General features: G+C 65.8%; 14 protein-coding genes. 11 read left to right on the plus strand and 3 right to left on the minus strand.

Annotated elements, in window-relative coordinates:
- The first annotated feature begins 39 nt into the window (after window positions 1–39).
- From KDW55_RS01250 to cysM, 5 genes are all read left to right on the plus strand, one after another.
- A complete protein-coding gene (locus KDW55_RS01250) occupies window positions 40–1,440 on the plus strand; it encodes a UDP-glucose/GDP-mannose dehydrogenase family protein (protein WP_069241112.1) in 1,401 nt (466 codons plus the stop codon).
- Between the two features lie 7 nt (window positions 1,441–1,447).
- Window positions 1,448–2,398 carry a D-glycero-beta-D-manno-heptose-7-phosphate kinase gene (rfaE1, locus tag KDW55_RS01255; protein WP_212159836.1) on the plus strand — a complete coding sequence of 317 codons (951 nt, stop codon included), beginning with the start codon at window positions 1,448–1,450 and terminating at the stop codon, window positions 2,396–2,398.
- A 64-nt stretch (window positions 2,399–2,462) separates the two neighbouring features.
- Window positions 2,463–3,455: an ADP-glyceromanno-heptose 6-epimerase gene (gene rfaD, locus KDW55_RS01260; protein WP_059543826.1), complete on the plus strand. Its 993-nt coding sequence runs from the start codon at window positions 2,463–2,465 to the stop codon at window positions 3,453–3,455.
- Window positions 3,456–3,528: 73 nt separating this feature from the next.
- Complete coding sequence (locus KDW55_RS01265; RefSeq protein ID WP_040143699.1) at window positions 3,529–3,873, plus strand: helix-hairpin-helix domain-containing protein; 345 nt, start codon at window positions 3,529–3,531, stop codon at window positions 3,871–3,873.
- A gap of 218 nt (window positions 3,874–4,091) precedes the next feature.
- Window positions 4,092–4,994, plus strand: a complete 903-nt coding sequence (gene cysM, locus KDW55_RS01270; RefSeq protein WP_212159837.1) for a cysteine synthase CysM — start codon at window positions 4,092–4,094, stop codon at window positions 4,992–4,994.
- A 90-nt stretch (window positions 4,995–5,084) separates the two neighbouring features.
- On the opposite strand, the gene mltB is transcribed toward cysM, so the two are convergent.
- Entirely contained in the window at window positions 5,085–6,308 is a 1,224-nt protein-coding gene (gene mltB / locus KDW55_RS01275) for a lytic murein transglycosylase B (RefSeq protein WP_209821520.1), read from the minus strand.
- A 170-nt stretch (window positions 6,309–6,478) separates the two neighbouring features.
- Between mltB and KDW55_RS01280 the strand changes: the two genes are divergently transcribed.
- Window positions 6,479–7,402 carry a histone deacetylase family protein gene (locus tag KDW55_RS01280; protein ID WP_212159838.1) on the plus strand — a complete coding sequence of 308 codons (924 nt, stop codon included), beginning with the start codon at window positions 6,479–6,481 and terminating at the stop codon, window positions 7,400–7,402.
- Between the two features lie 22 nt (window positions 7,403–7,424).
- On the opposite strand, the gene KDW55_RS01285 is transcribed toward KDW55_RS01280, so the two are convergent.
- Window positions 7,425–8,342: an alpha/beta hydrolase gene (locus KDW55_RS01285; protein ID WP_212159839.1), complete on the minus strand. Its 918-nt coding sequence runs from the start codon at window positions 8,340–8,342 to the stop codon at window positions 7,425–7,427.
- Window positions 8,343–8,558: 216 nt separating this feature from the next.
- Between KDW55_RS01285 and KDW55_RS01290 the strand changes: the two genes are divergently transcribed.
- The 5 genes from KDW55_RS01290 (at window position 8,559) to KDW55_RS01310 (ending at window position 12,996) form a co-directional block, all read left to right on the plus strand.
- Window positions 8,559–9,593: a methionine ABC transporter ATP-binding protein gene (locus KDW55_RS01290; RefSeq protein WP_040143704.1), complete on the plus strand. Its 1,035-nt coding sequence runs from the start codon at window positions 8,559–8,561 to the stop codon at window positions 9,591–9,593.
- Window positions 9,583–10,236 carry a methionine ABC transporter permease gene (locus KDW55_RS01295; RefSeq protein ID WP_040144905.1) on the plus strand — a complete coding sequence of 218 codons (654 nt, stop codon included), beginning with the start codon at window positions 9,583–9,585 and terminating at the stop codon, window positions 10,234–10,236. The genes KDW55_RS01290 and KDW55_RS01295 overlap by 11 nt, the downstream gene beginning before the upstream one ends.
- A 30-nt stretch (window positions 10,237–10,266) precedes the next feature.
- Window positions 10,267–11,061, plus strand: a complete 795-nt coding sequence (locus tag KDW55_RS01300; RefSeq protein WP_212159840.1) for a MetQ/NlpA family ABC transporter substrate-binding protein — start codon at window positions 10,267–10,269, stop codon at window positions 11,059–11,061.
- Between the two features lie 233 nt (window positions 11,062–11,294).
- Window positions 11,295–12,044: an electron transfer flavoprotein subunit beta/FixA family protein gene (locus tag KDW55_RS01305; protein ID WP_212159841.1), complete on the plus strand. Its 750-nt coding sequence runs from the start codon at window positions 11,295–11,297 to the stop codon at window positions 12,042–12,044.
- A 16-nt stretch (window positions 12,045–12,060) separates the two neighbouring features.
- Window positions 12,061–12,996: an electron transfer flavoprotein subunit alpha/FixB family protein gene (locus tag KDW55_RS01310; RefSeq protein ID WP_040143706.1), complete on the plus strand. Its 936-nt coding sequence runs from the start codon at window positions 12,061–12,063 to the stop codon at window positions 12,994–12,996.
- Between the two features lie 304 nt (window positions 12,997–13,300).
- Here KDW55_RS01310 and KDW55_RS01315 read toward each other — a convergent pair whose 3' ends face one another.
- On the minus strand, window positions 13,301–14,587 hold the full coding sequence (locus KDW55_RS01315; protein ID WP_212159842.1) for a D-amino acid dehydrogenase: 1,287 nt from the start codon (window positions 14,585–14,587) through the stop codon (window positions 13,301–13,303).
- Window positions 14,588–14,623: the final 36 nt, after the last annotated feature.

A 14,623-nucleotide genomic window follows, 5' to 3' on the forward strand; every position in this document is an offset into this window, starting at 1 on the left:
GGCCAAGTTAGTCAATCACCGGGAAGTACCGGAACATCTATGAAAATCACCATCATCGGCACCGGCTACGTCGGTCTCGTCACGGGCTCCTGTCTTGCAGAGATCGGCCACGACGTCTTCTGTCTCGACGTCGATCCGCGCAAGATCGACATCCTGAACAACGGCGGGATGCCGATTCACGAACCGGGGCTGCTGGACATCATCGCGCGCAACCGCGCGGCCGGCCGCCTGCGTTTCTCGACCGACATCGAAGCGAGCGTCGCGCACGGCGAGATCCAGTTCATCGCGGTCGGCACGCCGCCCGACGAGGATGGCTCGGCCGACCTGCAATATGTGCTCGAGGCCGCGCGCAACATCGGCCGTCACATGACCGGCTTCAAGGTGATCGTCGACAAGTCGACGGTGCCGGTCGGCACCGCGCAGCGCGTGCGCAGCGTGGTCGACGAGGCGCTCGGCGCGCGCGGGCTCGCGGGCAGCGTCGCGCACCGCTTCTCGGTCGTTTCGAATCCCGAGTTCCTGAAGGAAGGCGCGGCCGTCGAGGACTTCATGCGCCCGGACCGCATCATCATCGGCGTCGACGATGACGAGACGGGAACGATCGCCCGCGAGAAGATGAAGAAGCTCTACGCGCCGTTCAATCGTAATCACGAACGCACGATCTACATGGACGTGCGGTCGGCGGAATTCGCGAAATACGCAGCGAATGCGATGCTGGCGACGCGCATCTCGTTCATGAACGAAATGTCGAACCTGGCGGACAAGGTCGGCGCCGACATCGAGGCCGTGCGCCGCGGGATCGGCTCCGATCCGCGCATCGGTTATCACTTCCTGTACGCGGGCGTCGGTTATGGCGGCTCGTGTTTCCCGAAGGACGTGCAGGCGCTGATCCGCACGGCCGGCGAGAACGGCCAGCCGCTGCGCATCCTGGAGGCCGTAGAAGCGGCCAACTCCGCGCAGAAGGACGTGCTGATCGGCAAGATCGAGCAGCGGTTCGGTGCGGACCTGACCGGTCGCGAATTCGCGGTGTGGGGTCTCGCGTTCAAGCCGAATACGGACGACATGCGCGAGGCGCCGAGCCGTCGGCTGATCGGCGCGCTGCTCGAGCGCGGCGCGACCGTACGCGCATACGACCCGGTCGCGATCGACGAGGCACGCCGCGTGTTTTCGCTCGATCTCGGCGACGGTTCCGACGCGCTTGCGCGCCTGCACTTCGTCGATACGCAGGACGCAGCCGTGACAGCCGCGGACGCGCTCGTGATCGTCACCGAGTGGAAGGAATTCCGCAGCCCGGATTTCACGCGCCTGAAGGCGGAACTGAAGGCGCCGGTGATCTTCGACGGGCGCAACCTGTACGAGCCGGACGCGATGGCGGAACTCGGCATCGACTACTACGCGATCGGCCGCCCGCACGTCGATCCCCAGTCCCTTTCCCGTCGGTGAGTGCACGATGACTACGCTTCGTGAAGTGGTGCCGGTACCGCGGGCGCAGCTTGCGCGCTCGCGTGTGCTCGTCGTCGGTGACGTGATGCTCGACCGTTACTGGTTTGGCGACGTCGACCGTATTTCGCCGGAAGCGCCGGTGCCGGTCGTTCACGTGCAGCGCCAGGAAGAGCGCCTCGGCGGCGCGGCCAACGTCGCGCGCAATGCGGTGACGCTCGGCGGCCAGGCCGGCTTGCTGTGCGTGGTCGGTTGCGACGAACCCGGCGAGCGGATCGTCGAGCTGCTCGGCAGTAGCGGCGTGACGCCTCATCTCGAACGCGATGCGGCGCTGCCGACCACCATCAAGCTGCGCGTGCTCGCGCGCCAGCAGCAGCTGCTGCGGGTCGACTTCGAGGCGATGCCCACGCACGAAGTACTGCTCGCCGGGCTCGCCCGTTTCGACGTGCTGTTGCCGGAGCACGACGTCGTGCTGATGTCGGACTACGCGAAGGGCGGCCTCACGCACGTGACGACGATGATCGAGAAGGCGCGCGCGGTCGGCAAGGCCGTGCTCGTCGATCCGAAGGGCGGCGACTGGGAGCGCTATCGCGGCGCGTCGCTGATTACCCCGAATCGCGCCGAGCTGCGCGAAGTCATCGGCCACTGGCATTCGGAAGACGACCTGCGTGCGCGCGTCGCGAAGCTGCGCGCGGACCTCGACCTCGATGCGCTGCTGCTCACGCGCTCGGAAGAGGGGATGACGCTCTTCTCCGCGAACGGCGAACTGCATGCGCCGGCGCTGGCGCGCGAGGTATATGACGTGTCGGGTGCGGGCGATACGGTGATCGCGACGGTCGCGACGATGCTCGGCGCCGGCGTGCCGCTCGTCGACGCCGTCGTGCTCGCGAACCGTGCCGCGGGCATCGTGGTCGGTAAGCTCGGCACGGCCACGGTAGACTACGACGAACTCTTTCACTAAGCGCGTTGCGCGGCGCGCTGAGCGCGCCGCGCATGGGTATTGTAATTTTTCAGGCAGGACGACCATGACCATTATCGTCACCGGCGCAGCCGGTTTTATCGGCGCGAACATCGTCAAGGCGCTCAACGAGCGCGGCGAGTCGCGCATCATCGCGGTCGATAATCTGACGCGCGCAGACAAGTTCCGGAATCTTGTCGATTGCGAGATCGACGACTATCTCGACAAGACCGAATTCGTCGAGCGCTTTACGCGTGGCGACTTCGGCAAGGTACGTGCGGTGTTCCATGAAGGCGCCTGTTCGGACACGATGGAAACCGACGGCCGCTACATGATGGACAACAATTTCCGCTATAGCCGCGCGGTGCTCGATGCGTGCCTCGCGCAGGGCGCGCAGTTCCTGTACGCGTCGTCGGCCGCGATCTACGGCGGCTCGACGCGCTTCGTCGAGGAGCGCGAGGTCGAGGCGCCGCTGAACGTCTACGGCTATTCGAAGTTCCTGTTCGACCAGGTCGTCCGCCGCGTGCTGCCGAGCGCGAAGAGCCAGATCGCCGGGTTCCGCTACTTCAACGTGTATGGTCCGCGTGAAACGCACAAGGGCCGCATGGCATCGGTCGCGTTCCACAACTTCAACCAGTTCCGCGCGGAAGGCAAGGTCAAGCTGTTCGGCGAATACAACGGCTACGCGCCGGGCGAGCAGACACGCGATTTCGTTTCGGTCGAGGACGTCGCGAAGGTGAACCTGTTCTTCTTCGATCATCCGGAGAAGTCGGGCATCTTCAATCTCGGCACCGGCCGTGCGCAGCCGTTCAACGACATCGCATCGACGGTCGTGAACACGCTGCGCGCGCTCGACAACCAGCCGCCGCTGACGCTCGCGCAGCAGGTCGAACAGGGGCTGATCGAATACGTGCCGTTCCCCGATGCGCTGCGCGGCAAGTACCAATGCTTTACGCAGGCCGACCAGACGAAGCTGCGTGCCGCCGGCTACGATGCGCCGTTCCTGACCGTGCAGGAAGGGGTCGATCGCTACGTGCGTTGGCTGTCCGGCCAGGTTTAAACGCAGTCGTTGCGTCGCTAGACTGGGTCTCACGGTCGGCAGCCGCCGGCCGTTTTCATCGGAGATCCAGCACATGATCAGGAAATGGCTTGCGGCCGCCGCGATGTTCGGCGCGATCGCTTCGGCCTGGGCGGCCGTCGACGTCAACACCGCGAACGAGGATGCGCTCGTCGGCATCAAGGGCATCGGCCCCGCGCGGGCCAAGGCGATTCTCGACGAGCGCTCCGCGCGCGGCCCGTTCAGGAATGCAGAAGATCTCGCGTCGCGCGTGAAAGGCATGGGCGGCCACACGGTCGAGCGCCTTCAGCAGGAGGGCTTGACCATCTCGTCTACCGCTCCTGGTGCCGCCGTGCCTGCTGCCGGCAAGTCCGCTGCCGCGAAATCCGCGCCGGCGCCGGCACGCACTGCGCACAAGTAACGCCCGCCCCGCAACGGTTCCAGCAAAGGCTCCTTCAGTCGCCGTCGTTGCGACGGCTTCCCGCGGCACGCCGCGGGTTTTTTGCGTGCAAGCTGCGCCGGCACGATCTTGAATCGCGCGGCACCGGTATTCCATCGTGTCGATGGGGGTTGCCCGCGTGCGCGCCTGCGCTGGTTTACAATCAATCGATTGATCGCCCTCGCACTCACGGTATCCCCATGGCTTACAAAACTATCGAAGACACGATCGGCAACACGCCGCTCGTGCAACTGGTCCGCCTGCCGGACGATGAGATTCGCGCACGCAATAACGTGCTGCTCGCCAAGCTCGAGGGCAACAACCCGGCCGGTTCCGTGAAGGATCGTCCGGCGCTGTCGATGATCAGCAAGGCCGAGGCACGCGGCCGCATCAAGCCGGGCGATACGCTGATCGAAGCGACGAGCGGCAACACGGGCATTGCGCTCGCGATGGCTGCGGCCATCCGCGGCTACAAGATGGTGCTGATCATGCCGGAGGACTTGTCGGTCGAGCGCCGCCAGAGCATGGCGGCCTACGGCGCCGAAATCATCCTGACGCCGGTGAAGGGCGGGATGGAACTGGCGCGCGACCTCGCGGAGCAGATGCAGCGCGAAGGCAAGGGAGTGATCCTCGATCAGTTCGGGAATCCCGACAACCCGATCGCGCACTACGAAACGACGGGGCCGGAGATCTGGCGCGATACCGAAGGGCGCATCACGCACTTCGTGTCGGCGATGGGCACGACGGGCACGATCATGGGCACGTCGCGCTACCTGAAGGAGCAGAACCCGGCGATCGAGATCGTCGGTGCGCAACCGGAAGAAGGCTCCCGTATTCCGGGCATTCGCAAGTGGCCGGAAGCCTATATGCCGACGATTTTCGATCGCAGCCGCGTCGATCGCGTCGAGGGTGTGAGTCAGGCCGCGGCGGAAACGATGGCGCGCCGGCTCGCGGCCGTCGAAGGCATTTTCGCCGGCATCTCGTCGGGCGGCGCGTGCGAAGTCGCGATGCGCATCGCGCGCCAGGTCGAGAATGCAACGATCGTGTTCATCATCTGCGATCGCGGCGACCGCTACCTGTCGACCGGCGTGTTCCCCGCATGAACGCGAGGCGGTGCCCGGTCGGCGTCGGCCGGGCGGCGCGATAAAAAAAGCGCTGCATCAGCAGCGCTTTTTCTTTGCTTGGGGCCGGGCTTACTGCGCCGGCGCTTCCGTGTCGGCCGCAGGCAGCGGCAGCGCGCCGCGCGCTTCCATTTCGGCCTTCACGGCTTCGCCGAGTTGGTACACCGTGAGCGCGTAGAAGAAGCTGCGGTTGTAGCGCGTGAGCACATAGAAGTTCTTCAGGCCGAGCATGTACTCGGTTGCGCTTGCCGGCGACGGCAGGTCGACCACGGTGACCGGCGTACTCGCTTCGGTCGTGATGTTGACTGTCGGCTCGTTGAGCGTCAGGCCCGCGCGCAGCAATTGCGACAGCGCCCAGTGCGGCTCGGGCTGGCCGTCGGCTGCGGCCTGCGCGATGCCGAGACTGCCGGTGTCGGGCGTGATGCGCCACACCACCGGCCGATCGGTTTCCCAGCCGTGTTGCTTCAGATAGTTCGCGACGCTGCCGATCGCATCGGCAGGACTGCTGCGCAGATCGACGTGGCCGCCGCCGTCGTAGTCGACCGCATATTCGCGGATGCTGCTCGGCAGGAACTGCGGGATGCCGATCGCGCCCGTATATGAGCCAAGCACGGTGGTCGGATCGAGCTGGTTGTCGCGGGTCCAGACCAGGAAATCCTCCAGGTTCTTGCGGAAGGTCGCCTGGCGGCTGTCGCGATTCGGCGTGTCCGGGTAGTCGAACGTGAGCGTCGTCAGCGCATCCAGCACGCGGAAGTTGCCCATGTAGCGGCCATAGATCGTTTCGACGCCGATGATGCCGACGATTACCTCCGGAGGCACGCCGAATTGCGCAGATGCGCGTTGCAGCGTCGCCCGGTTCTCCTTCCAGAATTTCACGCCCGCGTTGATGCGGATCGGTTCGATGAAGCGCGAGCGATAGACGCGCCAGTTCTTCACCGAAGGCGTCGGCGCCGGCTTCACGAGCTTCACGGCTGTGGCCGAGTAGCTGACGCGCGAGAACAGCGCATGCAGGCTCGCGGAATCGAAGCCGTTGCGGCTCGCCATCTCGTCGATGAATGCATCGACCTTCGCGTTGTTCGCGTAACGCTGCGGAACGATTTCCTCTTCGAAGGTCTGGCCTTGCGGTGCCGGCTGCTGCGGTTGCGCCTGCGCGACGAGCGTGCCGGACGACTTCGCAGACGGCGTCTGCGCGGCGGCCGGTGCGGCGGCCAGCATCGCGGCGACGGCACCGGCAACGAGCGGAACACGAACGCGGAACAGCATGGAGAGAAGGGCGGCGGGCTTGCTGGAATTCATGTCGAAGCGGGCGGACAGGGCGATGGGGTTCGGCGCAGTATACCCGACGCATCCTGCGTGCCGGGGCGAGGCAGCGCACCGATGTGGTAAGTTAGCGGCGGAATTCGCGGCAGACGATGGACATCATTGATGGAGACCTGCGGCGCACGCTGCGTCGCGGATGACAGCTTATGGCAACCGCCTTCTATACGCACCCCGACTGCATGCTGCACGAAATGGGGGAATGGCATCCGGAATGTCCGGCCCGATTGTCGGCGATCCAGGATCAGCTGATCGCGAGCCGCATCGACGATCTGATCGTGCACGAAACCGCGCCGTTCGCGAGCGAGGTCGCGCTAGGCCGCGTGCATACGCAGGCCCATATCGACTACATCCGCAGCATGACGCCCGTGGACGGCTACGTCGAAATCGATCCCGATACGCTGATGAACCGCGACACGTGGCGGGCTGCACTGCGCGCGTCCGGCGCCGCAATCGCGGCAACCGACGCGGTGATCGAAGGCCGCTATGCGAATGCGTTCTGCAGCGTCCGTCCGCCCGGCCATCACGCGGAACCGGCGCGGGCGATGGGCTTCTGTTTCTTCAATAACGTTGCAATCGCGGCACGGCATGCGCTCGACGTCCACGGCCTCGAGCGCGTCGCGATCGTCGATTTCGACGTGCATCACGGCAACGGCACCGAAGCGGCGTTCGCGAACGACGAGCGCGTGCTGATGTGCAGCTTCTTCCAGCATCCGCTGTACCCATTTTCCGGCGTCGACCATCAGGCGCCGAACATGGTCAATCTGCCGATGCCCGCGCGCAGCAACGGGATGGCGATCCGCGAGGCGGTCGACATGTTCTGGCTGCCGCGTCTCGACGCGTTCAAGCCGCAAATGCTGTTCGTGTCGGCCGGCTTCGACGCGCATCGTGAGGACGACATCGGCAACCTCGGTCTCGTGGAGGCCGATTTCGAATGGTTGACCGCGCAGATCGTCGACGTCGCTCGCCGGCATGCGCAGGGCCGCATCGTGAGCTGCCTCGAGGGCGGCTACAACCTGTCCGCGCTCGGACGCAGCGTCGTCGCGCACCTGCGCTTGCTGGCCGGCATCTGACCGGCCGCGGCGCGGCACCCGCTCAGCGCGCCGGCACGCGCGCGAGAACCCACGCGATCAACGCGTCGATCACGCGATCGCGCTCGAGATCGTTCATCGTTTCGTGGAAGCCACCTTCGAATAGCGTCAGCGTGCGATCGGGCGAGCCGACGTGCGCGCCGAATGCGCGGCTGCCGTCAGGTTCGGTCAGCTTGTCGTCGGTGCCGTGATAGACGAGCACCGGCACGCGCAGCGTGCCGCGCTCGCGCTCGATACGCGCCATCGCATCCAGGATTTCGGCGCCGGTGCGCGCTGGTACAGCGCCATGGTGCACGAGCGGATCGGCGCGATTGGCCGCGACGACGGCCGGATCGCGCGAAAGCAGCGCCGCGTCGATCCTGATCGCGGGAAAGGTCGGCCACACGCGGCTGATGAAGCGGCTCATCGCAAGCATCCAGCGCGGCACGTCGTGCCCGGGCGCGAGCGCCGGGCTCGATAGCACGAGACCGGACAGCGCATGGCCGCGGGCCGGCACGCGTTCGATCGCATACAGCGCCGCAATGGCTCCGCCCATGCTGTGCCCCATCAGGAAGAGCGGCGTATTGCCGCGGGCGGCTTCGGCGACGAGCGCATCGGCATCGTTCAGGTAATCGTCGAACCGCTCGACCCACGCGCGCTTGCCCGGCGACTGGCCGTGCCCGCGCAGATCGATCGCGAGCACGTCGATGCCGGCCGCGTTCAGTCTCGCTGCAAGCGCCGCATAACGGCCCGCATGCTCGGCCAGGCCGTGCACCAGCGCGATCGTCGCGCGGGGCGGCAGCGTGCCGTCGCCGGCCGGCCAGCGGTACGACGCGAGTTCGAGTCCGTCTGCGGTGCGCAGGCGGCCCATTCGCGGCGCGGGCGGCGGCGATGCGCCCGTGGTGGTCGCGGTGTTGGGAGGCTGCGTGGTCGTCGCGGTCATCGGGCGTGTCCCCTTTTCGTTCATATCGTGATCCGGATCATAGACGCGGCCGTCCGGCGGCGGGCAGCGGCAGCGCTCTAATTTCGTCCGGTTATGAAAAGATCGAAATCGATTATTAAGGGGAATGAGGGGTTTGCGGTAAAATCGCCGGCTATTCCCGATGCATCGGCGGCCGATTGGCGGGCCTGCTCGCCAGCCGGCCGCCGTTTTGTTTACATGATCGAATTACGCAATCTGTCGCAGCGTTTTCCCGGGCCGACAGGCTGGGTCGACGCATTGCACAACGTCAACCTGACGATTCCCCAAGGCGAAGTGTTCGGCATCATCGGCCGAAGCGGCGCCGGCAAGAGCACGCTCGTGCGCACCATCAATCTGCTCACGCGGCCGACGGAAGGCAATGTCGTCGTCGGCGGGCGCGATCTCACGCTGCTGCCCGCCGGCGCGCTGCGCGAAGCCCGCCGCGAGATCGGCATGATCTTCCAGCACTTCAACCTGCTGTCGTCGCGCACGGTGTTCGACAACGTCGCGCTGCCGCTCGAACTGGCCGGCGCAAGCCGGGCCGACATCGAGGCGGCCGTGCTGCCGCTGCTCGAACTCGTCGGGCTGTCCGCGCAGAAGGATCGCTATCCGGCGCAGATCAGCGGCGGCCAAAAGCAGCGCGTCGGCATCGCCCGCGCGCTCGCCAGCAAGCCGAAGGTGCTGCTGTCGGACGAAGCGACGTCGGCGCTCGATCCCGAAACGACCCGCTCGATTCTGGACTTGCTGAAGCGCATCAACCGCGAACTCGGCCTGACGATCGTGCTGATCACGCACCAGATGGAAGTGATCAAGCAGGTGTGCGACCGCGTGGCGGTGCTCGACGCGGGCCGCGTAGTCGAGGAAGGCCGCGTGATCGACGTGTTCCTGCAGCCGCATCACGAGGTAACGCGCGCGCTGATCGGCGACGTGATCGCGCAGGAGTTGCCGCCGGCGCTGAAGGCGCGCGTGGCCGAGCGATTGAAGGCCGGCAGCGGCCATCTGCTGCGGCTTGCGTTCACCGGCTCCGGCGTCGACCAGCCGATCCTGTCGGAGACGATCCGCCGGTACGAACTCGATTTCAACATCCTGCACGGCCAGATCGACGAGATCCAGGGGCAGGCGTTCGGCTCGCTGGCGGTGCTCGCGGGCGGCGAACCGGGCAAGGTCGGGCAGGCGCTCGCGTTCCTGCGCGAGCAAGGCGTGGTGGTGGAGGAGCTTTCGTATGTTGAGTGAGATGTTCGATATGTTCGTGCAGTCGTTCTGGGAGACGCTGATCATGGTCGGCATCTCGGGGGCGGTCGGTGCGCTCGTCGGGCTGCCGCTCGGCGTGCTGCTGTATCTGACCGACCGCCAGGGCGTGCTGCAGAACCTCGGCGTGAATCGTGTGCTCGGCGGCATCGTGAACGCGGTGCGTTCGACGCCGTTCATCATCCTGCTGGTCGCGGTCATTCCGTTTACGCGGCTCGTTACCGGCTCGTCGATCGGCACGGCCGCGGCGGTCGTGCCGCTCACGCTCGCGGCCGCGCCGTTCATCGCGCGCCTGGTCGAGACGGCGCTGCGCGAGGTAGACCGCGGGCTGATCGAAGCCGCGCAGTCGATGGGCGCGACGACGTCGCAGATCGTATTCAAGGTGCTGCTGCCCGAGTCGCTGCCCGGCATCGTCGCCGGCCTGACGATCACGTTCGTGTCGCTCGTCGGCTATTCGGCGATGGCCGGTGCGATCGGCGGCGGCGGGCTCGGCGATCTCGGGATCCGCTACGGGTACCAGCGCTATCTGCCTGAAGTGATGTGGACGGTCGTCGCGATCCTGATCGTGTTCGTGCAGATCGTGCAATCGTTCGGCGACTGGCTGGTGCGCCGGCTCAGCCACAAGTAAGAACGGCCTTCATTCGGTTCGGGGAAGACGATGCAACGACGTTTCATGTTGAAATTCGCGGCCGCACTGGGCGCAGCCGCACTGTTCGCGAGCGCGCACGCGCACGCCGAAACCATCAAGGTGGGTGTGACGGGCGGCCCGCACGCGCAGATCATGGACGTGGTGAAGAAGGTCGCGGCGCAGAGCGGCCTCGACATTCGCGTCGTCGAATTCTCGGATTACGTGCAGCCAAACGCTGCGCTCGCGTCGGGCGATCTCGACGCGAACAGCTACCAGCACGATCCGTATCTGCAGGCGCAGGTAAAGGATCGCGGCTACAAGCTGATCAAGGTGGCCGACACCGTCACGTTCCCGATGGGCATTTATTCGAAGCGCGTGAGGTCGCTCGCGGAGTTGAAGCCGGGCGCGCGCGTCGCCGTGCCGAACGATCCGACCAATGGCGGCCGCGCGCTGTTGTTGCTGCAGAAGCAGGGGCTGCTGAAGCTGCGTGCGGACGCGGGCCTCAAGGCGACGCCGCTCGACGTCGTCGACAATCCGCGCAAGCTGAAGATCGTCGAACTCGATGCGGCGCAGATCCCGCGTTCGCTCGGCGACGTCGACGCGGCGGCGATCAATACCAATTACGCGATGGAAGCGGGGTTGAAACCGACGCAGGACGCGATTGCGATCGAGGGCCCGAGCGGCCCGTACGCGAACATTCTCGCAATTCGCGACGCGGACCGCGGCAAGCCGTGGGTCGCGAAACTGATCGCGGCCTACCATTCCGCGCAAGTGAAGCAGTTCATCGAACAGAAATTCGGCGGCGCGGTCATCGCCGCGTGGTAAGCAGCGCAACGTACAGGGCGCGCCCGGCGGCGATTAGAGTCGATGATCGAAAACCCGGGCTTTGCGTCCGGGTTTTTTCTCTTTTAAAATAGAACGACCGTTCGCTATTGCCGGCGCGCCATCGAGGAGCGCTATCCTCGGTAGCCATGAGGGATGGGTCCGCTTGGCCGCGCAGTCACAAGGCCTCGCTATAGAATGGCCTCTGGTCGTATTCGTAACTTTGGAGCGTGTGCATGAAAATCCTGGTGCCAGTGAAAAGAGTGGTCGATTACAACGTGAAGGTCCGCGTGAAGTCGGACAACACGGGCGTCGACATCGCGAACGTGAAGATGTCGATGAACCCGTTCGACGAAATCGCCGTTGAAGAAGCCGTGCGCCTGAAGGAAGCCGGCGTCGCGACCGAAGTGGTTGCGGTGTCGGTCGGTGTGGCCCAGGCGCAGGAAACGCTGCGCACGGCGCTCGCGATCGGTGCGGATCGTGCGATCCTCGTCGAGTCGAACGACGGCGTCGAGCCGCTGGCCGTCGCGAAGATCCTGAAGGCGCTCGTCGACAAGGAGCAGCCGCAGCTCGTGATCCTCGGCAAGCAGGCGATCGACGACGATTCGAACCAGACCGGCCAGATGCTGGCCGCGCTGGCGGGCCTGCCGCAGGCGACGTTCGCGTCGAAGGTCACGATCGCCGACGGCAAGGCCACGGTTGCACGCGAAGTCGACGGTGGCGCGGAAACGCTGTCGCTGACGCTGCCGGCAGTCGTGACGACCGACCTGCGCCTGAACGAGCCGCGCTACGTGACGCTGCCGAACATCATGAAGGCGAAGAAGAAGCCGCTGGAAACGGTGAAGCCGGAAGACCTCGGCGTGGACGTCGCGCCGCGTCTGACGACGCTGAAGGTGGTTGAGCCGCCGAAGCGCGCGGCCGGAGTGAAGGTGCCGGACGTGAAGACGCTGGTCGAGAAGCTGAAGACCGAAGCCAAGGTGCTGTAAGAGGGAGCGGAAAGAAATGACGATTCTGGTGATTGCAGAACACGACAACGCGTCGATCAAGGCCGCGACGCTGAACACGGTCGCAGCGGCAACGAAGATCGGTGGTGACATCCACGTGCTGGTCGCTGGCCACAACGCGCAAGCAGCGGCCGATGCGGCAGCGAAGATCGCAGGCGTGTCGAAGGTGCTGCTGGCCGACGCGCCGCAACTGGCCGAAGGCCTCGCGGAAAACGTCGAGGCGACCGCGCTGAACATCGCGAAGGACTACTCGCACATCCTCGCGCCGGCAACGGCCTACGGCAAGAACGTCGCGCCGCGCATCGCGGCGAAGCTGGACGTCGCGCAGATCTCGGATATCACGGCGGTCGACAGTGCCGATACGTTCGAGCGCCCGATCTACGCGGGCAACGCGATCGCGACGGTGCAGTCCAGCGACCCGATCAAGGTCATCACGGTGCGCGCAACGGGCTTCGATCCGGTTGCGGCGGAAGGCGGCAGCGCGTCGGTCGAGAAGATCGAAGCGGCGGCCGACGCAGGCAAGTCGCAGTTCGTCAGCCGTGAAGTGACGAAGCTCGACCGTCCGGAGCTGACCAGCGCGAGCATCATCGTGTCGGGCGGCCGCGGTCTGGGTAGCGGCGAGAACTACACGAAGGTGCTGGAGCCGCTGGCGGACAAGCTGTCGGCAGCGCTCGGCGCATCCCGTGCGGCAGTGGATGCCGGTTACGTGCCGAACGACTACCAGGTCGGCCAGACCGGGAAGATCGTCGCGCCGCAGCTGTACATCGCCGTCGGCATTTCGGGGGCGATCCAGCACCTGGCCGGGATGAAGGATTCGAAGGTGATCGTCGCGATCAACAAGGATCCGGAAGCGCCGATCTTCAGCGTGGCCGATTACGGTCTCGTCGGCGATCTGTTCTCGCTCGTGCCGGAACTCGTGAACGAACTCGGCTGATATCGCGCGACGTCGACGCGCTAGGCGTACGGCACGACAAGGGGCGCGATGAGCGCCCCTTTTTTGTTGGGTCGTCGCCGAAGCGGGGCGGATGACCTTCGTCACTGAAGGTCTGCGATCGCACCGTGTCGCGCGGCTCGCATCGCAGCGGCAGGACGGGAGCCGACGACGTCGATTCGCGCGGCGGGCGACGAGCGCACGTGGAAGCCAGTCTCGGGCCGAATCGACACTCGCAGCCGCGCTCTCCGAAACAACAAAGGCGCCGTCCGGCGCCTTTGTCGTCGATGCAGCGGCTCGCTCCGATTTACGCGTATGCCGGGCGCGCCTGGCCGGCCACGTCCTTCAGATAGCGATGGACCGACAGGTCATCGGCCTGGATCGCCGGCTTCTTGCCCGAGATCAGGTCGGCGAGCAACTGCCCCGACCCGCACGACATCGTCCAGCCGAGCGTGCCGTGGCCGGTGTTCAGGAACAGGTTCGACACCGGCGTGCGGCCGACGATCGGCGTGCCATCCGGGGTCATCGGGCGCAGGCCCGTCCAGAACGTCGCCTTCGACGTGTCGCCGCCGCCCGGGAACAGGTCGTTCACGCACATTTCGAGCGTTTCGCGCCGCGCCGCGCGCAGGTTCTTGTCGAAGCCGACGATTTCGGCCATCCCGCCGACACGGATGCGCTGGTCGAAACGCGTGATCGCGATCTTGTACGTTTCGTCGAGCACCGTCGACACGGGTGCGGCCGCCTCGTTCACGATCGGCGCAGTGATCGAATACCCCTTCAGCGGATACACGGGGATCTTCATCAGGTTCGCGATGAAGTTCGTCGAGTACGAACCCAGCGCGACGACGTACGCATCCGCGCGCACCGTCTCGCTGCCGCACTGCACGCCGGCGATCTTGCCGCCGGCGATCGCGAGCGCATCGATCGGCGTGTTGTAGCGGAACTTCACGCCGAGCGATTCGGCAAGCGCCGCAAGGCGCGTCGTGAAGAGCTGGCAGTCGCCGGTTTCATCGCCCGGCAGGCGCAGGCCGCCCGTCAGCTTGTGCGATACGGCGGCGAGCGCCGGTTCGGCATTCTTGAGCTCTGCCGGCGACAGCAGTTCGAACGGCACGTTCGCTTCCTGCAGCACGGCGATGTCTTTTGCCGCACCGTCGAGCTGCTGCTGCGTGCGGAACAGCTGCAGCGTGCCGCCCGTACGGCCTTCGTACTGGATGCCGGTGTCGGCGCGCAGCGCCTGCAGGCAGTCGCGGCTGTATTCGGCGAGGCGCACCATGCGGCCCTTGTTGACCGCATAGCGCTCGGCCGTGCAGTTGCGCAGCATTTGCCACATCCACTGGAGCTGGAAGCGCGTGCCGTCGAGCCGGATCGCGAGCGGCGCGTGCTTTTCGAACATCCACTTGACGGCCTTCAACGGCACGCCGGGCGCGGCCCACGGCGCAGCATAGCCCGGCGAGATCTGGCCCGCGTTCGCAAAGCTCGTCTCGAGCGCCGGGCCGGCTTCCCGGTCGATCACCGTGACTTCATGACCGGCCCGCGCGAGGTAATACGCGCTTGCCACGCCCACCACACCGCTGCCCAGAATGACGACTCGCATAGCTGCTCCAGATCGAAGAAATCAGGTCGAGGCCGG

This window comes from Burkholderia sp. AU19243 (assembly GCF_018148075.1).
GTDB lineage: Bacteria > Pseudomonadota > Gammaproteobacteria > Burkholderiales > Burkholderiaceae > Burkholderia > Burkholderia latens_A.